This window comes from Thauera aromatica, from assembly GCF_023093595.1.
GTDB lineage: Bacteria > Pseudomonadota > Gammaproteobacteria > Burkholderiales > Rhodocyclaceae > Thauera > Thauera aromatica_A.
The window spans coordinates 1-21705 of record NZ_JALLIK010000078.1 but is presented as its reverse complement, the minus strand read 5'-3'; the positions used below and the strand labels follow the sequence as shown (position 1 = coordinate 21705).

Here is a 21705-nt window from a genome sequence, read left to right as displayed (position 1 = left end):
CGCGAGTCCCGCCCCCGCACGTCCCCCCGGTCGGCGGGGGGGCAGGGCTCGCGCCTCCTCTCATCAAGCCTTGAGAACCTTCACCGCGCACTTCTTGAAGTCGGTCTCCTTCGAGATCGGGCAGGTGGCGTCGAGCGTGAGCTTGTTCACCAGCCGGCCTTCGTCGAAGAAGGGCACGAAGATCAACCCGACCGGCGGCTTGTTGCGGCCGCGGGTCTCCAAGCGGGCGACGATCTCGCCGCGCCGCGACACCACCTTGATCGCCATGCCGCGCTGCAGGCCGCGCTTCTGCGCGTCCTCGGGGTGCATGAAGACCTGCGCCTCGGGCACCGAGCGGTGCAGCTCGGGCACGCGCCGGGTCATCGAGCCGGTGTGCCAGTGCTCCAGCACGCGGCCGGTGCACAGCCACATGTCGAACTCGGCATCGGGCATCTCGGGCGGATCCTGGTAGGGCAACGCGAAGATGACGGCCTTGTTGTCCTTGTGGCCGTAGAACTTCACGCCCTCGCCGGCCTGGACGTACGGGTCGTAGCCCTCGCGGAAGCGCCACAGGGTTTCCTTGTTGTCGACCACCGGCCAGCGCAGGCCGCGCGCCTTGTGATAGACGTCGAAGTCGGCGAGGTCGTGGGCGTGGCCGCGGCCGAAGCTGGCGTACTCCTCGAACAGGCCCTTCTGCAGGTAGTAGCCGAGCTCCTTCGACTCGTCGTTCATGTAGCCGGCCCAGGCGTGGCCGTTGGCCTTCTCGACGTCCTCGAGCGGGAATTTGTTCACCTGGCCGTTGGCGTAGAGCACGTCGTACAGGGTCTTGCCGCGGTACTCAGGCTTCTTCGCGATGAGCTCCTCCGGCCACACGTCCTCGACCTTGAAGCGCCTAGAGAACTCGATGTACTGCCACAGGTCGGACTTGGATTCGCCCGGCGCCGCCACCTGCTGGCGCCAGAACTGGGTGCGACGCTCGGCGTTGCCAAAGGCGCCTTCCTTTTCGGCCCACATCGCGCACGGCAGGATCAGGTCGGCCGAGAGCGCGGAGACCGTCGGGTACACGTCCGAGACCACCACGAAGGCCTCCGGGTTGCGCCAGCCCGGATAGATCTCGTCATTGACGTTGGGACCCGCCTGCATGTTGTTGGTGGTCGTGGTCCAGTAGCACTTGAGCTTGCCGTCCTTGAGCGCGCGGCTCTGCGCCACCGCGTGGTAGCCGATCTTGGGCGAGATGGTGCCTTCGGGCAGCCTCCAGATCTCCTCGCTGAGCGCGCGGTGCATCGGATTCATCACCACCATGTCCGCCGGCAGGCGGTGGGCGAAAGTGCCGACCTCGCGCGCGGTGCCGCAAGCCGAGGGCTGGCCGGTGAGCGAGAATGGGCTGTTGCCCGGCTCGGAGATCTTGCCCACCAGCAGGTGGACGTTGTAGATCATGTTGTTCACCCAGGTGCCGCGGGTGTGCTGGTTGAAGCCCATGGTCCAGAACGACACCACCTTGCGTTTCGGGTCGGCATACTGCTGAGCCATCTTGATCAGGCGGTCCGCGGGCACGCCGGACAGCTTCGCCACCTTCTCGACGGTGTACTCGGAGACGAACTTGGCGAAGTCGTCAAAGCTGCAGTCCTTCGCCGCGCCGGTATTGCCCTTCGGCTTGCCGTCCGCGCCCGGATAGCCGTTGCTGGTGGCCTTGGCCTCGAGCGGGTGATTCGGACGCAGGCCGTAGCCAATGTCGCCCTCGCCGATCTTGAACTTGACGTTGCGCTCGACGAAGGCCTTGTTGACCTTGCCGTTCTGGATGATGTAGTTGCAGATGAAGTTGAGGATGGCCAGGTCGGTCTGCGGCACGAAGATCATCGGGTTGTCGGCGAGCTCGTAGGAACGGTGCTCGAAGGTCGACAGCACATGCACTTCGCAGCCTTCCTTGGACAGGCGGCGGTCGCTGATGCGGCTCCACAGGATGGGGTGCATCTCCGCCATGTTCGAGCCCCACAGCACGAAGGTGTCGGCGTTCTCGATGTCGTCGTAGCAGCCCATCGGTTCGTCGATGCCGAAGGTGCGCATGAAGCCGGCCACCGCCGAGGCCATGCAGTGGCGCGCGTTGGGGTCGATGTTGTTGGTGCGAAAGCCCGCCTTCATCAGCTTGGCGGCGGCATAACCTTCCCAGATCGTCCACTGGCCCGAGCCGAACATGGCGACCGAGTCGGGGCCGTGCTCCCTGATCGCCTTCTTCCACTTCTGCTCCATGATGTCAAAGGCCTGGCCCCACGAGATCGGCGCGAACTCGCCATTCTTGTCGTACTGGCCGTTCTTCATGCGCAGCAGCGGCTTGGTGAGGCGGTCCTCGCCGTACATGATCTTGGACAGGAAGTAGCCCTTGATGCAGTTCAGGCCGCGGTTGACCGGCGAGTCGGGGTCGCCCTGGGTGGCGACCACGCGCCCGTCCTGCACGCCCACCAGCACCGAACAGCCGGTGCCGCAGAAACGGCAGGCAGCCTTGTCCCAGCGCACCTTGGTGCTGCCCGCGCCGGGCGGCTGCGCCTCGGCGACGACCGGGATGCCGATGCCGGCAGTCGCCGCCGCCGCGGCGATCGCGTTGTTCTTGATGAATTCGCGTCGATTCATGCTCATGTCAGACCTCCGTCAATTCCAGACCTTCATCGGTGTATTCGTAGGCGAGTGCCAATCCCTGCACCTTGGGCAGCAGGTTCACCGCCAGAATCGAGTCGGTCACCGACCAGCCCGCGCCGTCCTCGATGGTGATGACGATGCTGCCTTTCTCGGCGGACGACCCGTGCAACTCGACCCCGGGGACCTTCTTCAGGCCCTCGACGATCGCGGGAAAATCCGCGGGAAAGGCCCGCACGACCAGACTTGCAATATTCATGGTTCGCTCTCCGTAGGCAGGGGATTGCGCGTGTCGATCGCACGCATCGGGCACGGGCCGATGCAGGCACCGCAGGCGGTACAGGCCGCGGCATCGAGCTCCGGAAATGCGACGCCCCCGAGACGGGGGCGGAAACGGATCGCAGCTTCGGGACAGGACTCACCACACACGCGGCATTCCACACCGCGCGCGGCCAGGCAGTCCGCTCCGATCGCCGCGACGCGCACCCAGGGCAACGTGCCTGCGTCGGCGCGGTGCAAGGCCTGCGGCTCACACACCGCCACGCACCGGGCGCAGAAAGTGCACTCACCGCGGGTGAAATCGACACCGGGGAAACCGCCGTCCATGCGCACCAGGATGGCGGTGGGGCAGGCTTCGATGCAGCGCTCGCAGCGCGTGCAGCGGGCGACGAAGTCATCCTCCGCCGCCCAGGGCGGGCGGAGTGCGGGGTCGGTTGCGCGCGTGCGTCCGAACAGGAAGCTCCGGCGGGAACTCGCTACGCGCGTGGAGGAGAGGAAAGTCAAGGACGGTCCTGCGATGTGCGCAGGCGCCATTACACTCCAGCCATGCCGTATGATTGTTGACTCAAATCAATATGATGAAATATCACGATGATGGGCAAGGCATCTCCGACCCACCATGAGATCCATCAACCGCGCATGTGCTCGACCGCCCACACCGCGGCTTCGACCCGCGAGCGCAGGTCGAGCTTGCGCAGGATGTGCTTGACGTGGACCTTCACCGTGCCTTCGGCGATGTCGAGCTCGCGTCCGATATGCTTGTTCGACAGTCCGGCGGCGATCCTTTCGAGGATGCGGACTTCCTGCTCGGTGAGCCCGGCGGCGGCGACCGACTGCGGCCGGGCCTCGCTGCGCAGCGCGGCGGCGAGCAGGTGGTTGAGCTGCGGCGGAATCACGACCCGGCCGGCAGCGACTTCGGCGAGGGCGCCGAGCATCTCTTCCGGCTCCATGTCCTTGAGCAGGTAGGCATCGGCGCCGCCGCGCAGCGCCGCGACCACGTCCTCACCCTGGTCCGACACCGTAACCATTACCACGCGTGCGCCGATGCGCGTACCGCGCAGGCTGCGCAACACGTCCAGCCCGCTCATGTCGCGCATGTTCAGGTCGAGCAGGACCAGATCGGGCTGCAGCGCACGCGCCATGGCGAGCCCTTCCTCGCCGCTGGCGGCCTCGCCGACCAGCCGGAAGCCGTCGATCGTCCGCAGCAGCTGCGCCAGCCCTTTGCGGAAAAGCGGATGGTCGTCCACGATCAGGACCGATTGCGTTTCGTTCATCGTCAAGGCAGCTCCGGCTTCAAATTCCGCCCAGGGGCGGTCGGGTTCGGTGCGGGCGGGCGCTCGCTGCCCGCCGTCAGTCGGTCGCGGTGCGCCGCGTGACCTTGCCGCCGAAGGCGCCGCCAGCCAGCACCCGCGCCGCCGCGAAGCGCACCCCGACGCGGGTGCCGCCTTCCGCACGGTTGCCGATTTCGATCTCGCCGCCGAGGCTGTGGGCGCGCTCGCGCATGATCGACAGTCCGTGGTGGTTGCGCGCATCCTCGGGCGGGGCGCCGAGGCCGACGCCGTCATCCTCGACTTCGATCCCGACTTCGCCGCCGGCATTGCCGAGCACGGCCACCCGGGCCCGGCGCGCACCGGCGTGGCGCACCATGTTCGACAAGGCTTCGCGCACGATCTGCAGGACATGCACTTCCTGGTTCGGACTGAGGACACAGTCGCCCAGACGCAACTCGAGCGCCACCTCGAGCTTGCCACGCGCGCCGTACTCCCGCACCGCGTCGCCGAGCAGGCGGTCGAGGTCGCCGGACAGACCGAGGCGGAACGACACCAGCAACTCGCGCAACTGGCGGTAGGCGGCATTGATCCCCGTGCGCAGGTCGACCAGAATCGGCCCGGCTTCGGCCGCACGCGCCGGATCGCCGGCCACACGCTGCAGCAGGCTGGCCTGGATCTTCATGTAGGACAGCGCCTGCGCGAGCGAGTCGTGCAGTTCGCGCGCGATCACCGAACGTTCCTCCTGCAGCGCGAGCAGGCGCTCCTGCTCGCCGCGCCGCGCCGCGCCCAGCGCCATGCCGATGTGGCGCGACAAGGCCTCGACGAGCTGGCGCTGCCAGTCCTCCAGGCCCGCCCCCGGCGGCAGCGCCAGGCGCAGCATGCCGTAGTGATGCTCGCGGTCGCGCAGCGGAAAGCGCAACAGGTCGCCGTTGCCCGGAACCATGCTGATGCGGCAGTCGGCGCACGCGTCCTCGCCGCGGGCGATGCGTTCGGGGCAGGCACCGAACGTCGACGCGATCACCGCCGCCGCGGCCTCGGCCTGGGGCTCGATGCACACGAAGCTGCCGCTCAGCCCGGCGACCCGGTCGATATCGCGCAGCGTGGCCTCGTAGGCTTCAGGCGCGGTCGGGCTGTGATAGAGGCGGGTGATCGCGTGATAGAGCAGCTCCAGCGCGCGGTTGCTGCGCTGCAGCTCGGTGGTCTTCTCGGCAACATGGCGCTCGAGGTTGCCATACAGCTTCTCCAGTTCGCCCGCCATCAGGTTGAACGAGGTGCCGACACGGCCGATTTCGTCTTCGCCGGTGTTGCCCACACGCGCGCTGAAATCGCCCCCGGCGATACGCCGCGCCGCCTCGAGGAGGCCGCCGAGCGGGCGCAGCAAGGCGCGGTAGAGAAGGCCGAGCGCGATCACGGCGACAATCAGGGTCAGCCCCATCGCCAACGCCAGCGTCCGGTGCAGGCCGTGGACACGGACCTCGTTGTCGTGCTCGAGCCCCGCTACCAGCGCATCGATCTGTTCGACGAAGGCATCGACCTCGGCCAGCAGCCGTTCGATTTCGGCCGCCGACAGCGCCCCTCCGCGGGACAGCGCTTCGAGCCGCGGCCGCAGGCTCGCGCGCCATGCCGCGTGCACCCCGCGGTAGGCCACGGCGAACGGCGCCTGCGGCGCGCGCGCGATCGCCTGTGCCAGGGCCGGGTGTTCGAGCTGGCGCTCGAAGTCGCCGCTCACCGCCATCCCGCGCGCGGACAAGCCGCGCCCGCCCAGGCTGTCGACCGCGGCCAGGCTCGGAATGCGTTGCGCATAGCGGCGGAGGCTGCCGGCGACCTTGATCGCTTCGGCGCTGCTGCGCGCGCGCTCGACGACCAGCACCGAGGCGCTCATTCCGGCGAGACCGATCAGCGCCAGCGTCAGCATCGCCACCGTCACCAGCAGCATGATCGAGCGCCGCAGCACCGGCGGCGGGAGCTGCATGTTCATCCGCACGCCCCCGTCATGCCGGCGCTGCCGGCAACAACGTGGACATATCCGTTTTTCCCCGCAAGCGCGCCGTTGGTCGGTGAAAACTCCATAGATTCAGCATCCTCCATCGGATCACGGAAATGATTCCATACCTCCTTGGAGGTACATGGCAGGAATCCCGCCCACGCATCCGCCATCCGCGGAGATCGGTGGCCCGGCCGGGAAGGCTAGTGTACAAACCCGCCACAGCCTGCTGCGGCTGGCCATGGAGTACGACATGAAAACCAAACGACAATGCCCGCCCCCCCCTCTTTCCGACTTCGCCCCCTTCGACCTCCTCGATCCCCGCACGCTCGAACGCGTCAGCGCCAGCGTCCGCCCGATCCACGCCGCGCGCGGTGAGCTGCTGGTGCAGCGCGACGACCGCCCGCGCGGCGTCCACCTCGTCGTCGACGGCGACGTGAAGTGTTTCGTGCTGTCCCCTTCGGGCAGCGAGAAGATCATCCGCATCGCCACCAGCGGCGCCTTCTTCGGCGAAGACGCCGCCCTCCTCGATCGTCCCCACGTCGTCAATGCGCAGGCCATGCGCGCCTGCGAGCTACTGCTGGTGCCGACCGCGGCGCTGCGTGGCGCGATGGACGCGTCCCACCGCTTCTGTACGGCGATGGGCCTGCGCCTGGCCGCCGCCAGCCACGACCTGATGTCGACGCTGCAGCTGCAGCTGCAGCTGAGCAGCACGCAGCGGGTCGCCCACTATCTGACCCGGCTCGCGCCGGAAGATGCCGAGCATTGGGAAATCCACCTCGAAACCGACAAGCAGACCATCGCCGCCCAGCTCAACCTGACTCCGGAGACGCTGTCGCGGGTGCTGGCGCACTTCGTCCGCGAAGGCCTGATCCGGCCCCGCGGCCGGCGCGGCATGGTACTCAACAAGCTGTCGCAGCTGCGTACCTGCGCCGCGCATTAGCGCATCCACGCCCGCGCCAGGAGATGAACGCGCCACGCCGGGCGACGGCGGGGTTCACAGCGGCCGCACGCGGGCGAGATTGCCCGGCACCGCGAGCCAGCGGCTGAAGATGCGCCAGGTGTCGAGATCGAACGCCGGCGTCCGGCCGGCGGCCGCCGCCAGTAACGCATCGGCGGAGTCCGCGCTGGCGAGGTGGCACCAGTGCGCGAACAGGTGGAAAGCCTCGCGCCCGCTGTCGGCGTGGCGCTCGCCGACGATCACGGCGCCTGGCCATGGCCAGGGTTTGACACGCACCGCCTCGAGCGCGGCGGCCAGGCGCGCGTCGTGCGCGGCCGGTGTTTCCCGGCCGGCGCACACTCCGGCGCAGCGCCGGGCGGCATGGGCGCTGCAGGCACCGGTAGCGCCCGCCTCGAGGCCGAGGCGGCGCGGGCACAGGCGGTACAGCAGGGCCAGCTCGCGCAGCAGGTTGTCGGCTTCGCGCGGCGTGCGGAACGCGCCGTACAGCCCATCCCAGCTGCCGGGGTCGGTACCGGCGATCTTCACCCGCTGCCAGATCGGCGGGCGCCGGCGGTTTTCCAGCAGACGCAGGGCGAAAGCCTCCGCGCCGCTCTCGGGTGGGCGGTTCGCGCTCGGGCGCAGGGCGCGCAACAGCGCGTGCTCGAGCAGCTGCGCGCCCAACTCGCCGGCCGTCTCGCGCCACTCCACGCGCTGCACCCGCGCCGCCAGGCCGGCGTCGCGGCCCTTGCGCACGGCCCCGGAAAAATGCTCCTTGACCCGCGCGCGCAGGCTCGCCGCGCGGCCGATGTAGAGCGGGCGGTCGCTGCGCCCGGGCGGCGGCGCCTCGGCCTCGGCGTGCAACAGGTACACGCCGGGTACGTCGGGGAGCGCTTCGAGCAGGCCCTCGGGCAGGCCGGGCGGGGTCTGCGGCGCCTTCATCGCCCGCGCCACCGCCTGCTCGAGCACTTCGGCGGCAAAGCCCGCACGGGCGAGCTGGACGAACTGCCACAGCACTTCGGCGTCGCCCATCGCCCGGTGGCGTGCGGCACACACCAGGCCGTGGCGCTCGATCAAGGCATCGAGGCCGTGGCGGTGATGCTCGGGATAGAGCGCGCGCGAGAGCTTGACCGTGCACAGCACCGGGGCGTCGAATTCGCGCCCGCTGCGGGCGAAGGCGTTCTTGATGAAGCCGTAGTCGAAACGGGCGTTGTGGGCGACGAAGACGCAGCCCTCGAGGAGCCCGGCGACCGTGTCGGCGACGGCCTCGAACGCGGGCGCGCCAGCGACCATCTCGTCGCTGATGCCGGTCACGCCCTGGATCAGGGCGGGGATCGGCCGCCCGGGGTCGACCAGGCTGTCCCAGCGCGCAACGACCTCGCCGTCCTCGACGCGGAGGATGGCAATCTCGGTGATGCGATCGCGCACCGGGTGGGCGCCGGTGCTCTCGACGTCGATGAAGGCGAGGCGGCGCGGCAGGCTCATCGGCGCACGCCCGTCAGCGCAGGGGCACCGCCCCGCCCCGGGCGGCCGCCCGCGCCGCGGGGGGACCGCCGCCGGTCAGCGCTCAATGGCCGACGTCGTAGTAGTAGGGCTTGACCGGAACCCGCGCCTGCGCCAGGCGCTGCTGCTCGGTGAGGTCCTGCGGTTTGTCCCACCACAACGCGCGCCCTTTCTGCTGCTCCTCGCGCTGCTCGGGGTGCTTTTCCATCCATTCGCGCATGAATCGGGTGTGTTCGGATTCGTACATCGCCATTTCGGCTCGCTCCACGGGTCATCGGTACAGGGGCGGCATTCTACCAGCGCTGCCGGCGTTCAGCCCACGCGGCCATCGCCCTTGACGCGGCCGATGCGCACCACCTCGGGCTGGCGGCGCACCGCCCGCATCACCTTCGCCAGGTGCATGCGGTCACGCACCTGGAGGATGAAGTGGAGCGCAGTGTAGGTGCCCTGCTCGCTGTCCATGCTGACGCTCTGGATGTTGCAGTCCTCTTCCGCGATCGCGCTCGCGACGCGGGCGAGCACGCCGCGCGAATTACGGCTGAGGACGCGGATGGCGACATCGAACAGACGCTCGTCGCTGCCGTGCTCCCAGTCCACATCCACCCAGCGCCCGCGGTCGCCGCGCAGCTTGGCGACGTTGGGGCAGTCGTGGGTGTGGACTTCGAGGCCCTGGCCCTTGCGCAGGGTGCCGATGATCGGGTCGCCCGGGATCGGCCGGCAGCAGCGCGCCAGCTGCACCGCGATGCCCTCCGAGCCGCGGATGGTGATCGCCCCCGCAGGCTTGGGCTTGATCACGTCGGGGCGGCCGGATTCCAGATCCTGCACTTCGGCAAGGCGGCGGGCGACGATCGCCGGCAGGCGCTTGCCGAGCCCGAGATCGGCGAAGATTTCCTTCTTGTAGCGCACGCCGCGGTCGCGCAGGAAACGGTCCCAGGCGAAGGTCGACACCTGGCCGAGGGTAAGCCCGTGCGGGCGCAGGGCCTGGTTCAGAAGGCGCTCGCCGAGCGCGATCGACTCGTCCTGCTGGGCGTTCTTCATGAAATGGCGGATCTGCGAGCGCGCCTTGCCGGTGCGCGCGTACGACAGCCAGGCCGGGTTGGGATTGGCGTGGGCGGCGGTGATGATCTCGATCTGGTCGCCATTGCGCAGTTCGCTGCGCAGCGGCATCAGGTCGCCGTTGATGCGGCAGGCAACGCAGCGGTTGCCGATGTCGGTATGCACCGCATAGGCGAAATCGACCGGTGTCGACCCCTTCGGCATCGAGAAGATCGTGCCCTTGGGCGAGAACACGTAGACCTCGCCCGGGAACAGGTCGATCTTGACGTGCTCGAGGAACTCGGTGGCCTCGCCCGAGGTGGACTGCAGCTCGAGCAGTGACTGGAGCCAGGAGTGGGTGCGCTGCTGCAGCTCGGTGAGGGTCTTCTCGTCTTCCTTGTAGAGCCAGTGCGAGGCGACGCCGCTCTCGGCGATGTGGTGCATCTCGCGCGTGCGCACCTGCACTTCCACCGGCATGCCGAAGGGGCCGATCAGGGTGGTGTGCAGGCTCTGGTAGCCGTTGGCCTTGGGAATCGAAAGGTAGTCCTTGAACTTGCCCGGCACCGGCTTGTACATCGAGTGCAGCGCGCCGAGGGCGAGGTAACAGCTGGGCACGTCGCGGACGATGACGCGAAAGCCGTAGATGTCCAGCACCTGCGAGAAGCTCAGGTGCTTCTCGACCATCTTGCGGTAAATGCCGTAGAGGTGCTTTTCGCGCCCCTGGACCTCGGCCGAGATGCCCCACTGCGGCAGGCGCTCCTCGATGCTGTGGCGGATGCGGCCGACGACCTCGCGGCGGTTGCCGCGCGCGGCGCGGATCGCTTTCGCCAGCACCGCGTAGCGCAGCGGATACTTGTTGCGGAACGCCAGCTCCTGCAACTCGCGGTAGAGGTCGTTGAGGCCGAGGCGGTTGGCGATCGGAGCGTAGATTTCCAGCGTCTCGCTGGCGATGCGGCGGCGCTTGGCGGCACGGATGTGGTCCAGCGTGCGCATGTTGTGCAGGCGGTCGGCGAGCTTGATCAGGATCACGCGCAGATCGCTCGCCATCGCCAGCAGCATCTTGCGGAAGTTCTCGGCCTGGGCCTCTTCCTGCGAGCGGAATTCGATCTTGTCGAGCTTGGACAGGCCGTCGACCAGTTCGGCGGCGACCTTGCCGAAGCGCTCGGCGATCTCCGCCTTGGTGATGTGGGTGTCCTCCATCACGTCGTGGAGGAGCGCCGCGATCAGCGCCTGGGGGTCGAGGCGCCAGTCGGCGACCAGCGAGGCGACCGCCACCGGGTGGGTGACGTAGGGCTCGCCGCTGATGCGGAACTGCCCGGCATGGGCGTTGGCGGCGAAATGGTAAGCCGCTTCGATGCGGCCGACGTCTTCGGCCTTGAGGTAGCCGAGCAGCTTGGTCTTGAGCTGCTGGAAATCGAGCGCGAGGACGCTCGAGGCCGGCGGCCGGAAAGGGGGCGGGGGGACGCCGACGTCGCTGCTCGCCATGCTCGCCCCCGCCCTGCGGGTCAGGCCTGCCCGCGGTTGAGCATCTCGAGGCCGACCTTGCCTGCCGCCACTTCGCGCAACGCGATCACGGTGGGTTTGTCCTTGTCGTTGGGGTCGAGTTCGATCTGCGGCGTGCTGCCGATGGTCAGCTGGCGGGCACGGTAGGTGGCCGCCAGGGTGAGCTGGAAGCGGTTCGGGATGCGTTTGAGGCAGTCTTCGACGGTGATGCGGGCCATGTTCAGTCCTGTTCGAGAAAATTGAAATATTGCGGATGCCGCTGGTGCTGGCACTCGTAGCGCAGACGCGCGGCACGCACCACGGCGATGAGGTCGTCGAGCGCGGCATCGATTTCATTATTGATTATAACGTAGTCGAATTCGCCCACATGGCGCATTTCCCCGCGCGCGCCGAGCAGGCGGCGGCTGATCACTTCGTCGCTGTCGGTGCCGCGTCCGCGCAGGCGCGCCTCGAGCGCCTCCACCGACGGCGGCAGCACGAACACCCCGATCGAACCGGGAAAGGCTTTGCGCACCTGCTGCGCGCCCTGCCAGTCGATTTCGAGCAAGGTGTCGCGGCCGGCGGCGATCTGTTCCCTTAGCCAGGCCTTCGAGGTGCCGTAGTAGTTGCCATGCACTTCCGCCCATTCGAGGAATTCGCCGCGGTCGCGCAACGCGCGGAAGGTGGGCACATCGACGAAGCGGTACTCGCGCCCATCCTGTTCGCCGGGGCGCGGCGCGCGGGTGGTGAAGGAGATCGACAACTGCACGCGCGGATCGCGCTGCAGCAGTCCGTGCACCAGGGTGGTCTTGCCCGCGCCCGAAGGCGCGGTGACGATGAAGAGGGTTCCGGGCATGGAGGCAGTCCGTTCCGTGGTCGAGCGTCGCATTCTGCCATCGCCGCTGCGAGCCCGCGACCGCCCCCTCGCGCTCAGCGCGGGAACTGGCCGGGCGGGCGCGCCATTGCGAACACCGTCAGCACCCCGGTGTAGCCGTAGAGCCGGCTGTGGGCGATTTCGCCGGCGGCGAAGAATCCCGCCAGCGGCACGTTGCCGAGCACGTCGCGGATCGCCAGCAGCTCGGCCGCCGGGGCGCCGAAGTGCGGGCCACCGCGCCCCGAGCAGCTGACATACACGGCGCCGGCGGCGAGCTGCTCGCGATCCAGCAGTTCGTCGCGGATCTCGCGCGCGGCACGGCGCAGGTCGGCCATCGCCGCCTGCGGATCGCGGCGGCAGAAGGCGAGCCAGGTGCCGGTCTCGAGCTCGTCGGCGATCGCCAACACGCGGGCGCGCGGGTCCATGCCGATGATATTGCGCACCAGCATGTCGGCGCCGAACGCCGCCGGCGCGACGATGTCGTCGTCGGCGCGGCGGTGGAGGCCGACCAAGGTGCCCGCCAGGGCGCGCGCGATCGGCTCGGCGGCCATGTCCTGCGGCAGGTCCAGGTCTTCCAGGGCACAGGCGAGCGCAGGGCGGCCGTCGAGGGTGACGACGAGGTTGTCCTGCGCGCGCGACACCCGCCGGCGCGGGCCGATCGGCTGGCAGCCCTGGGTGACGCGCGAGATCACCGCGACCTCTTCGGCGAACGCCGCTCCCGACAGGCCGCCGCCGTCGAACACCGCGTCGGCGATCTGCACCGCACGCCGGCGCGAAGCCGACAGGCCGCCGAACAGATAGCCGGAAGCGGTGCGCGCGGCCAGTTCGGGGAGCAGCTCCTGGAGGTCGGGCGTGCGCCCGTCGGCGTGGACCAGCGCGGTGTGGGCATGGAAGCCTTCGCTGTCCATGCGCAGCGGCTGGCGCCCGGAAAACACCCGGAAGCTGTTGCGCGCCAGCGGCGCCAGCATCAGCACCAGCGCCGGCTCATCGAAATGCTCGGCGCCGGTGGCGGCGACGCCGACTCCGACCGTGCCCACCCAATGGACGCCGGGCAGGCGGCGCTGCAGTTCGGCGAGCAGTTCCTCGGCAGCGGCGGCGAAGTGGTCGGTAAAGTAGCACAGACCGAAGGTGTATTCGATGTCGCTGGCATGGGCGATGGCGCCATGGACATCGTGCATCAACGCATCGAACGCCTCGGCCAGGGCGACGTGCCAGTCGGGGTTCGCGGCGTGGGCGGAAGCGAAGCGGGCGCGGATCATGTCGGCTCCCGGAGGAAGAAGGACTCCAGCGCGGCCGCGACCTGCTCGGGCTGGTCGTGCTGGACGTTGTGCCCGGCGCCGGAGATCGTGACCTGGCGCACGTCGGCAAAACACGCCGCGCGCCGCTGCAGTTCGGCCGGATCATCGCCGAAGCGCTCCAGCACGAAGCCCTCGTCGCCGATCAGCAGCAGCACCGGCGCACGCACCCGGCGCCAGCACGCCATCGCGTCCTCGACCCGGTAGGGAAAGGGCGAAGGCAGCTTGTGCCACGGATCGCAGCCCATCTCGACCTGGCCGTCGCCGCGCACGCGGCCGACGTGGCGGGCGAGGAAATCCGCCCGCTCCGGCGTCAGCCGCGGGTTGGCCGCGCACAGCCGGCGGGCGAGTGCGCCATGGTCGGGATAGACCCGCAGCCGCGGCGGCTCGGCCTGGGCCGCGATCCACTTCTGCAGCAACAGCGGCGCTTCGGCGTCGGGCGGGCGCCTGAGGCCGAGGAAATCGAGCATCGCCACCTGGCTCACCCGTTCCGGGTACAGGCCGGCGTAGATGCCGGCGACGTTGCCGCCCATGCTGTGGCCGGCCAGGCGCACCGGCTCGCCGGGCGCGTAGTGCGCGAGCAGCGCGTCGAGGTCGGCATAGTAGTCGGGAAACCAGTACGGCCGCCCGAGCCAGGTGCTGCCGCCGAAGCCGCGCCAGTCAGGTGCGATCACCTGCCAGTCGTGGCGCAGGGCCTCGACCACGAACTGGAAGGTCGCCGACGAATCCATCCAGCCATGGAGCAGGAACAGTCGCGGCGCATCGGCCGCGCCCCAGCGCCGGACGGTGTACTGCAGGCCGCGGATATCGAGTTGTTCGGTGGTGGAGATGGTGTGGCGCATACGAAAACGGAAGGCAGCAGTAAGGATCCTGCCTTCATTCTAGCCTCCGCGCGGCGGCCGGCACCTGGCCTGTGCCGGGGCAGCGCTTATAATCGGCGCCTTTGCCGCGGTCCGAAGGGCCGCCCGCCTCGCGCCTGCGCCCGGCCACCGGCGCGCACGAGCGCATCCGCGACCTCATCCTTTTCCGCCGCCGTTCTTTCCGCCAGCCCGTCCGAGCCCGCCTTGACTTCCGCCCCCCGCGTCACGCCACCGCCCGCCAGCGCCGCCCGCAGCCATCCACGTTCGCCAGGAGCGCTTTTCGTCGCCTTCACCCTCCTCGCCCTGCAGGGCTTCGGCGGCGTGCTCGCGGTGGCGCAGCGCGAGCTCGTCGACCGCCGCGGCTGGCTCGGCCGCGACGAGTTCATCGAGGCCTACTCGCTGGCCCAGCTGCTGCCCGGACCCAACGTCGTCAACCTGTCGCTGATGGTCGGCGACCGCTTCTTCGGCTGGCGCGGCGCACTCGCCGCCATCTCCGGCATGCTCCTCGCGCCGCTCGTGCTGGTGCTCGCCGCCGCCGCCAGCTACCAGCAGCTGGCGGGCTATCCGGCGGTGGCGGGCGCGCTGCGCGGCATGGGTGCGGTGGCTGCGGGGCTGATCCTGGCAATGGCGTTCAAGATGCTGCTGACCCTGCGCAAGAACCTGATGGGGCCGTGGCTATGCGCGCTGCTCGGGCTCACCGCGCTGATCGCAGTGGTCGTGTTCCGCGTGCCGCTGGCATGGATCGTGATCGGCCTCGGCCTCGCCGGCTGGAGCCTGGCGCGCGTCTGCATCGTGCGCCAAAGCGGAGGCCCGCCAGCGCAATCGGGTACCGCTGCCGCCTCGCCTGGAGCAGAACCGCAGCGCCCGACGGCCCCCCCCGCAGGCACCACCGCTACCCGTTCCCCGCCCGAGGCCGAGCAATGAGCGCACTCCCCGCGGCCGATCTCGCCGACCTGTTCCTGCATTTCCTGATGCTGTCGCTGCTGTCGATCGGCGGCGCGATGTCGACCGCGCCGGAGATGCACCGCTACTTCGTCGCCGAGCGCGGCTGGCTGGCCGATGCCGAATTCACCACCGCGATCGCCCTCGCCCAGGCCGCACCGGGGCCGAACGTGCTGTTCGTGCCGGTGCTGGGCTTCCAGGTCGCCGGCGTGATCGGCGCCGCCGCCGCGCTGGTCGGCATCCTGCTGCCGTCGACCCTGCTCTCGCTCGGTGTCAGCCGCTGGGGCGCCAGCCGCCGCAACACCCCCGGCGTGCGCGCCTTCACTGCCGGGCTGGCGCCGGTGACGGTCGGCCTGGTGTTCGCCACCGGCTGGCTGCTCGCCCTGCCCTTCGTCGGCGCGCCGGAGCACCGCCTCGGCGCCCTCGCCCTGATCGGCGCCACCGCCCTGGTCACGCTCAAAACCCGCCTCGCACCGATGTGGATGATCGCCGTCGGCGCACTGGCAGGCGCACTGGGCTGGGTGTAGGCGTGCGCGCCCCGGAGCGCGCCGCTCAGATGCTGCGGGTGTGGAAGGGCAGGTGACGCATGTGCAGCGAGAGGCCCAGCGCAGCCATGTGATTCGCATTGCGCCGGAGGATCCGTTCCGACAGGGGGAGGAATTCCGCCTCCTCGAAGGAGGCATGCTCGGCATATTTGCGCAGCAGGCGCTCGACTTCGGCGAAATCGATCTGGACGCTCTGGCCCTTGGCCGCTTTCTTTACCGCGGGGGCGAGACGCTTCCAGATGGCTTCCGCTTCGCGATGCTCCCGTACCAGCCGGCCGACGAGCTGTTTGACGAGTTCGAGCTCCTCGCCGGGCAAGGCACTCGCCAGCACCGCGGGGAAGAGCTCTTCCTCCTCCTCGGCATGGTGCTCGATCACGGCCTGACCGAACATCTCCACCACCCGCTGCGCGACCCGCCTGGCACGCTCGGCCGCCGATAAAAGCGCCGGCAGTTCCGAGAAGGCCTCCAGCTCTTTGAGAATCCCCACATGGCACTTGGAGAAATCGGAGATCGGGGTCTCGCCCCCTCCGGCAGAACTCTTTTCGCTCACGGTTGGCATCCTTTCAATTTTTGACCGCTTTGGGGTACGCATCCGGCCGCAATCGCGCGCTCACGACATTGCCCCCGGCAGCCACAGGACCAGGACCGGAAAAGCAAGCAGCAGCACCAGCCGCAACAGGTCGGCGACGATGAAGGGCAGGATCCCACGCACCACCGTCCCGGACGATACGCCGCGCGTCGCCGCCTGGACGACGAAAAGGTTCATGCCGATCGGCGGGGTGATCAGACCGATTTCGGCCACCGTGACGACGACGATGCCGAACCAGATCAGGCTGTAATCGAGTTGCAGCGCGACCGGCGCCAGCAGCGGCACGGTCAGCAGGATCATCGACATGGAGTCCATGAAGCAGCCCAGGATCAGGTAAAAGACCAGGATCAGCACCATCACGGCCAGCGGGCTGAGGCCGGAGGCCTCGATCCGGCCGATCAGGAACTGGGGCAGCCCGGTGTTCTCGAGAAAGAAATTGAACAGCGCCGCGCCGATCAGGATGAAGAAGATCATCCCGGTCAAGGCAGCGGTCTCGGCGACCGACTCACGCAGCGCGCGAGCGCTCAGCTTGCCCGAGCTCAGGGCCAGCAGGAACGCGCCGACCGCCCCCACGGCAGCCGCTTCGGTCGGCGTGAACAGCCCCACATAGATGCCACCGATCACCGTCACGAACAGCACCACCACCGGCCAGATCTGCCCGAGATAACGGATGCGGTCGGCCCACCCCGTGCGCGGCGAGGACGGGGCGAGATCGGGACGCTGCCTCACCCGGACCACGATCGCGAGCGCATACAGAACCGCACCGAGGATTCCCGGAATCAGCGCGGCAATGAACAGCTGCCCGATCGAACTCTGGGTCAGCAGGCCGTAAATCACCAGCAGTACCGAAGGCGGGATGAGCACGCCGAGGGTGCCGCCGGCGGCAACCGTGGCCGTGGCCAGCGAGTCGTCGTAACCGGCGCGTTTCATCTCGGGCAATGCGACCCGGCCGATGGTCGCGACCGTGGCGAGGGAGCTGCCGCAGATCGCCCCGAAAAAGGCACAGGCACCGACCGTGGTCACCGCGAGCCCGCCCCGTCGATGGCCGACGAAGCTGTTGATCGCGTTGAACAGCGAGCGCGACAAGCCCGCATGGGAGGCAAAGACGCCCATCATCACGAACAGCGGAATGACGCTGAAGGAATAAGGAAAGATCGACTCGAAAGGGCTCGAGCCGAGGATATAGGCGGTGCCCGCCCAGCCGTTCAGCCACCAGTAGCCGAGCACGCCGATGATTCCCATGGCGATGGCAACCGGCATGCCGAGCGCGATCAACCCGAGCGCGGCGACGAAACCTGCGAGGCCGAGAAATCCATCACTCATTGCGGGTCCCCTTCTGCGAGGTGGCAAGCACCTCCAGCACAACGCCAAGCAGCGACAGGGTGAGCCCGGCGAGCAGCGGGTACCAGTACCACGCCACCGGAATGCCGAGTTGCTGCGAGCGATCGCCGTAGGCCGAGCGGACGTCGAAGGTCTCGAAGCCGTACCAGAGCATCAAGCCCACCAGCGCCAGCGCGACCGCCGCAGCGAAAAGCTGCAACGGAACCCTCAGCGCGCCCGGCAGGGACTTGACCACGAAGTCCACGCCGACATGGGCGCCGGTCATGAACGCGAACGGCATCACCAGCCAGGCGCCGGTGACGACCAGCAACTGCACCAGATCGACCACTCCTTGCACGGGGAGGTCGAAGTTCCGCCCAATCACGTCGGCCACCGTCACCAGCGCGGCACCGCCATATGCGGCGACGCCCAAGGCGGCCAGGGCCGTCACGAGGGAACGTGCGAGGCTATGCACTCGAGTCACCGGGTTGTCTCCTATCAGAGGTGAGCGACCGGCCCGGGCACGGCTGCCACACGGACCGGTCCGGGCCAGGACTTCAACGTCCTTGCTGTTTCGCCGCCTGGTATGCGGCGACCTTTTCCTGCATCAGGCGGTAGATCTCCTCGGCATTGTCCACACCTTCGTTCTTCACTTTCTGGACGTAGGCCTCGATCATCGGCTGCAGCGCCTTGCGCCAGCGCTCACGCTCGGCATCCGACAGCTCGGTGACCACATGGCCGGCGGCAACTGCTTCGTCGCGCCCCGGCTTGTCCCAGGCGTCCCACCAGGCGTCGAACTTGGCAACCAGCGCGTCCCCCGAGTGCTGATCGATGCAGGCGCGCGCCTTGGGGCTGAGCCGCGCATACGAGCGCTCGTTCATGACGAAGAAGAACGACACGGTGTAGGCGCCGAGATCGAGGTGGTTGCTCAACACCTCGTTGAGGCCGAAGGACTTGACCGGATCCCAGGGGAAGACGGTGCCGTCCAGGACGCCGCGCTGGAGGTTCTCGTAGACTTCGCCGGGCGGCAGACCCTGCGGCGTCGCACCGAGGAAGGACAGCATGTCCGAAACCGCCGGGCTCGGGGTGCGGATGCGCAGCCCTTTCATGTCCTCCATGGTCTCGACCTTCTTCCCGCGGGTGTGCAGCAAGCCGCCGTTATGCGCATGGAGCGCCAGGACCTTCAGGCCTTTGTACTCTTCAGCCAGTACCCCGGGCAGCAGCTGCCACAGCGCATGCGTCGCGGCGCCCGCATCATCGGTCAGGAAGGGCATGTCGATCAGCGAGGTCCGCGGAAAGCGGCCGCGCGGGATGCCGTGCAGGCCGTGGGCGATATCGACCACGCCGGCGACAACCTGCTCCTGCTGGCGCGCGACGTTGCCCAGCTGGGTACCGGCCGGGAACACCTCGAACTCGACTTCGCCACCGGAGCACTCCGCGACCTGCTTGGTCCACGGCATGATGAAATCGGTATGGATGCCGTGCACCGAAGGCAGATAGTGGCTGAGCTTCAATTTGGTCCGGGCTTCGGCGTCGTTCGCGATGCCCAGCGCCATCACCGCCGACAGTGCGGCACCGATGAGTGCATTACGCTTGGATTTCATTTTGTCTCTCCTGTGTGAACTTCTTGGCTACGACTCGCGGGATCACAGCGCCAGCTTGATCCGCCCTCCACTTCTGGCGCGGGAACAGCACGCCATCATGCGCCGGTTTTCAGCCCGTTCTGAGCGGGTCAGGACCAGATCGCGGTGATCGATCTCGCCCTCCAGCACGGTCACCTCGCAGCTTCCGCACAGCCCCTCGCTGCAATCGCTGGCGAGGTCGATGCCGACCGCCCGGATCGCTTCGAGCAGCGTCGTATCGGCGGCAACCGCTACGGTCAGGCCGGAATCCATCAACTCCACCTCGAACGCACTCTCCTTTTCCGGATCGAGGCCGGAGCCCTGCGCCGAGAAATGTTCGAAATGAAGCGTATTGCCCGGCAATTCAGCGCTAAGGTCTTCCAGCGCGCGAATCATCCGCGCCGGTCCGCAAGCGTAGATCTGCGCGCCTTCCGCCAAAGAACCGACGATGGCCGGCAGATCGGCGCGCTCGCCCTCTTCTTTTGAATAGATCCGGACATGGCCACCGTGATCGGATTCGAGTCGGGCGAGGAACGCCATCGAGGCGCGCGATCGGCCCGCGTAATGGATCACGTAATCGCGGCCGAGCATTTTCAGCCGATCCGCCATCGCCAGGATCGGCGTGATCCCGATTCCGCCCGCAACCAGCACGTAGCCGCGGGCGCTTTCATCGAGGCGGAACAGGTTGTTCGGCCCCCGCAACTTCAATTCCGTACCCGGGCGCACGACTTCATGGAGATAACGGGATCCGCCGCGTCCCTGCTCTTCGAGGAGGATCGCGACATCGTAGCCGGGCGCATCGGGCCGCCCGCACAGCGAATACTTGCGCTCATATTCGCCCAGGCAGAGTTCGCCATGCGCTCCGGCACTCCAGCGCGGCAGCGGCCGCCCCCTGACATCTTCCAGGGTCAGCCCGAGAACACCGTCGGCCTCCCGCCGGACCTGTGTCACGCGGACCTTGCGCGCGATTTCCTTGCGCAGTGGCGCGCCAACGGGAAAATGGACGCCCCCGCGCCGTAGCGCCGGATTGGCACGCTCGGGATTCTGCTCGGGGTCCCATTCCACCCACAGGTTGTTGGGGCCGCGGAACGAGGTATTCGGCAGGTAGGTGAATTCCTGCTCGGCGAGGCGGAGGTGGGGCAGGCGGCGGCTCATCTCTTCGAGGAAGATGCGCATCTCCAGGCGGCCGATGTTCTTGCCCAGGCACTGGTGGCTGCCATAGCCGAAGGTCAGATGCTCGACTGCGTTGTCGCGGTAGATATCGAACTTGTCACCGTCTTCGAAGTGGCGCTCGTCCTGGTTGCCCGAGGCCTGAACGATCAGCAGCTTGGCGCCTGCGGGCAGCTCCACGCCACCCAGCTGCGCGGGAGCGGTGGTCTCGCGCCGCCAGGCCACCATCGAGCCGGCATAGCGCAGGCACTCCTCGACCGCGTTGGGGATCAGCGACGGATCGGCGCACACGTCCTCCCAGGCGTCGCGATGGGTCAGCAGCGTCTTGAACATGTTGGTCGAGGCCAGCGAGGTGGTCTCGTGCGCCGCGACGATGATCGCCATCATCATCGAATGGACATAGCTGTCGGTGACGATCTCGGGAATTTCGGCGTTCTTGCGGATGGTGTAGTGCATCCAGCCCTCACCGTCCGGATCGGCCCGCATCTTTTCGATCACTTCGCCGGCGTATTGCCAGAAACGGCCCACCGCATGGGCGACCTCGATCTGCTGCTCCGGCGTCGGCCGCCCCCAGGTGTTGACCGCATGTGCGACCGCGAAGCTGCGCATGCGCTCGATCTCGTCCTCGGGGACGCCGAGAAAGTGCAGCGCGATCGTCAGCGGAACCTCGTACAGCATTTCTTCGACCAGGTCGACGCGGCCACGGTCGATGAAGCCGTCGATCTTCTCCCGTGTCAGGCGCCGGACCATCTCCTGCTTGGCCTCGAGGTTCTCGGGCATGAAGTGGTCGAGCAAGACGCGGCGGCGCTCCATGTGGGCGGGCTCGTCCTCGTTGACCAGCGTCCGGTTCATCGCATAGCCGTAGCTTGCGAGCACCTTCATCGCCTCCGGCGTCGCCGGAGTGATCTTTTCCAGCGCATTGCGCGGTGAATACAGCACGTTGTCACGGAACACGGACTTTATGTCGTCATAGCGGCTGACGATCCAGTAGCCGAGTTTGGGGCTGTAGAAAACCGGCAGCTGATCGCGCGACCAGCGCAGCGCCTCGGCCGGATCGACCTGGTACGGCCCCTCGAAGGGGTCGAAGGCGGCGGCCAGCGCGGACACCGGACAAGCGCCCTCGGAATGACGGACAGGGCATGCGCCCTGCGCCGGCTGCGGTTGAGTTGAGTTCTCGATCGTCACGACGTCTCTTCCTGACAGGTTCAGTTATAGGAAACAAACCATCCCGAAGCGTTGGCAATCCACCCCGATCATTCAGGATTGCAGCTCGGCACGGTTGCGGAAGTGCGCCAGCGCCTCGGGGTTGGCGAGCGCTTCCTGGTTCTTCACCGGACGGCCGTGCACCACGTTGCGCACCGCCAGTTCGACGATCTTGCCGCTCTTGGTG

General features: G+C 68.1%; 20 protein-coding genes. 3 read left to right on the top strand and 17 right to left on the bottom strand.

Features of this window, described 5'->3' with window-relative positions:
- Positions 1 to 63: 63 nt before the first annotated feature.
- From napA to MXC99_RS02845, 5 genes are all read right to left on the bottom strand, one after another.
- On the bottom strand, positions 64 to 2610 hold the full coding sequence (gene napA, locus MXC99_RS02865; protein WP_247724097.1) for a nitrate reductase catalytic subunit NapA: 2547 nt from the start codon (positions 2608 to 2610) through the stop codon (positions 64 to 66).
- Position 2611: 1 nt separating this feature from the next.
- Positions 2612 to 2866 carry a chaperone NapD gene (locus MXC99_RS02860; protein ID WP_247724096.1) on the bottom strand — a complete coding sequence of 85 codons (255 nt, stop codon included), beginning with the start codon at positions 2864 to 2866 and terminating at the stop codon, positions 2612 to 2614.
- Positions 2863 to 3420 carry a ferredoxin-type protein NapF gene (gene napF, locus MXC99_RS02855; protein ID WP_432654222.1) on the bottom strand — a complete coding sequence of 186 codons (558 nt, stop codon included), beginning with the start codon at positions 3418 to 3420 and terminating at the stop codon, positions 2863 to 2865. Before napF ends, MXC99_RS02860 begins: the two co-directional genes overlap by 4 nt.
- Before the next feature lie 95 nt (positions 3421 to 3515).
- Positions 3516 to 4160: a two-component system response regulator NarL gene (narL, locus tag MXC99_RS02850; RefSeq protein ID WP_247724094.1), complete on the bottom strand. Its 645-nt coding sequence runs from the start codon at positions 4158 to 4160 to the stop codon at positions 3516 to 3518.
- A 76-nt stretch (positions 4161 to 4236) separates the two neighbouring features.
- On the bottom strand, positions 4237 to 6135 hold the full coding sequence (locus MXC99_RS02845; protein ID WP_247724093.1) for a HAMP domain-containing protein: 1899 nt from the start codon (positions 6133 to 6135) through the stop codon (positions 4237 to 4239).
- 259 nt (positions 6136 to 6394) lie between these two features.
- On the opposite strand from MXC99_RS02845, the gene MXC99_RS02840 reads away from it, so the two are divergent.
- Entirely contained in the window at positions 6395 to 7084 is a 690-nt protein-coding gene (locus MXC99_RS02840; protein ID WP_247724092.1) for a Crp/Fnr family transcriptional regulator, read from the top strand.
- 54 nt (positions 7085 to 7138) lie between these two features.
- Here MXC99_RS02840 and MXC99_RS02835 read toward each other — a convergent pair whose 3' ends face one another.
- The 7 genes from MXC99_RS02835 to MXC99_RS02805 all read right to left on the bottom strand — a co-directional run bounded on the left by MXC99_RS02835 (position 7139) and on the right by MXC99_RS02805 (position 14109).
- Positions 7139 to 8563, bottom strand: coding sequence for an exonuclease domain-containing protein (locus MXC99_RS02835; protein ID WP_247724091.1), 1425 nt, complete (start codon positions 8561 to 8563; stop codon positions 7139 to 7141).
- An 82-nt stretch (positions 8564 to 8645) separates the two neighbouring features.
- Positions 8646 to 8834 carry a DUF3460 family protein gene (locus MXC99_RS02830; protein ID WP_107219650.1) on the bottom strand — a complete coding sequence of 63 codons (189 nt, stop codon included), beginning with the start codon at positions 8832 to 8834 and terminating at the stop codon, positions 8646 to 8648.
- Between the two features lie 59 nt (positions 8835 to 8893).
- Positions 8894 to 11101, bottom strand: a complete 2208-nt coding sequence (locus MXC99_RS02825) for a RelA/SpoT family protein (protein ID WP_247724090.1) — start codon at positions 11099 to 11101, stop codon at positions 8894 to 8896.
- A gap of 20 nt (positions 11102 to 11121) precedes the next feature.
- Positions 11122 to 11337, bottom strand: a complete 216-nt coding sequence (gene rpoZ / locus MXC99_RS02820) for a DNA-directed RNA polymerase subunit omega (RefSeq protein WP_075146781.1) — start codon at positions 11335 to 11337, stop codon at positions 11122 to 11124.
- 2 nt (positions 11338 to 11339) lie between these two features.
- Positions 11340 to 11954, bottom strand: coding sequence for a guanylate kinase (gene gmk, locus MXC99_RS02815; RefSeq protein ID WP_247724089.1), 615 nt, complete (start codon positions 11952 to 11954; stop codon positions 11340 to 11342).
- A 74-nt stretch (positions 11955 to 12028) separates the two neighbouring features.
- On the bottom strand, positions 12029 to 13231 hold the full coding sequence (locus MXC99_RS02810; protein ID WP_247724088.1) for an FIST signal transduction protein: 1203 nt from the start codon (positions 13229 to 13231) through the stop codon (positions 12029 to 12031).
- Positions 13228 to 14109, bottom strand: coding sequence for an alpha/beta fold hydrolase (locus MXC99_RS02805; RefSeq protein WP_247724087.1), 882 nt, complete (start codon positions 14107 to 14109; stop codon positions 13228 to 13230). Before MXC99_RS02805 ends, MXC99_RS02810 begins: the two co-directional genes overlap by 4 nt.
- A gap of 222 nt (positions 14110 to 14331) precedes the next feature.
- On the opposite strand from MXC99_RS02805, the gene MXC99_RS02800 reads away from it, so the two are divergent.
- Together MXC99_RS02800 and MXC99_RS02795 are read left to right on the top strand one after the other, a co-directional pair.
- Complete coding sequence (locus MXC99_RS02800) at positions 14332 to 15051, top strand: chromate transporter (protein WP_247724086.1); 720 nt, start codon at positions 14332 to 14334, stop codon at positions 15049 to 15051.
- Positions 15048 to 15596 carry a chromate transporter gene (locus tag MXC99_RS02795; RefSeq protein WP_247724085.1) on the top strand — a complete coding sequence of 183 codons (549 nt, stop codon included), beginning with the start codon at positions 15048 to 15050 and terminating at the stop codon, positions 15594 to 15596. The genes MXC99_RS02800 and MXC99_RS02795 overlap by 4 nt, the downstream gene beginning before the upstream one ends.
- A 25-nt stretch (positions 15597 to 15621) precedes the next feature.
- Here the strand turns inward: MXC99_RS02795 and MXC99_RS02790 are convergent, their stop codons facing one another.
- The 5 genes from MXC99_RS02790 to MXC99_RS02770 all read right to left on the bottom strand — a co-directional run bounded on the left by MXC99_RS02790 (position 15622) and on the right by MXC99_RS02770 (position 21422).
- Positions 15622 to 16164 carry a hemerythrin domain-containing protein gene (locus tag MXC99_RS02790; RefSeq protein ID WP_247724084.1) on the bottom strand — a complete coding sequence of 181 codons (543 nt, stop codon included), beginning with the start codon at positions 16162 to 16164 and terminating at the stop codon, positions 15622 to 15624.
- A 60-nt stretch (positions 16165 to 16224) separates the two neighbouring features.
- A complete protein-coding gene (locus MXC99_RS02785; RefSeq protein ID WP_247724083.1) occupies positions 16225 to 17526 on the bottom strand; it encodes a TRAP transporter large permease in 1302 nt (433 codons plus the stop codon).
- Positions 17519 to 18007, bottom strand: a complete 489-nt coding sequence (locus MXC99_RS02780) for a TRAP transporter small permease (RefSeq protein WP_247724082.1) — start codon at positions 18005 to 18007, stop codon at positions 17519 to 17521. The genes MXC99_RS02785 and MXC99_RS02780 overlap by 8 nt, the downstream gene beginning before the upstream one ends.
- A 73-nt stretch (positions 18008 to 18080) precedes the next feature.
- Positions 18081 to 19127, bottom strand: coding sequence for a TRAP transporter substrate-binding protein (locus MXC99_RS02775; RefSeq protein WP_247724081.1), 1047 nt, complete (start codon positions 19125 to 19127; stop codon positions 18081 to 18083).
- 42 nt (positions 19128 to 19169) lie between these two features.
- Positions 19170 to 21422 carry a cytochrome P450/oxidoreductase gene (locus MXC99_RS02770; protein ID WP_247724080.1) on the bottom strand — a complete coding sequence of 751 codons (2253 nt, stop codon included), beginning with the start codon at positions 21420 to 21422 and terminating at the stop codon, positions 19170 to 19172.
- Positions 21423 to 21705: the final 283 nt, after the last annotated feature.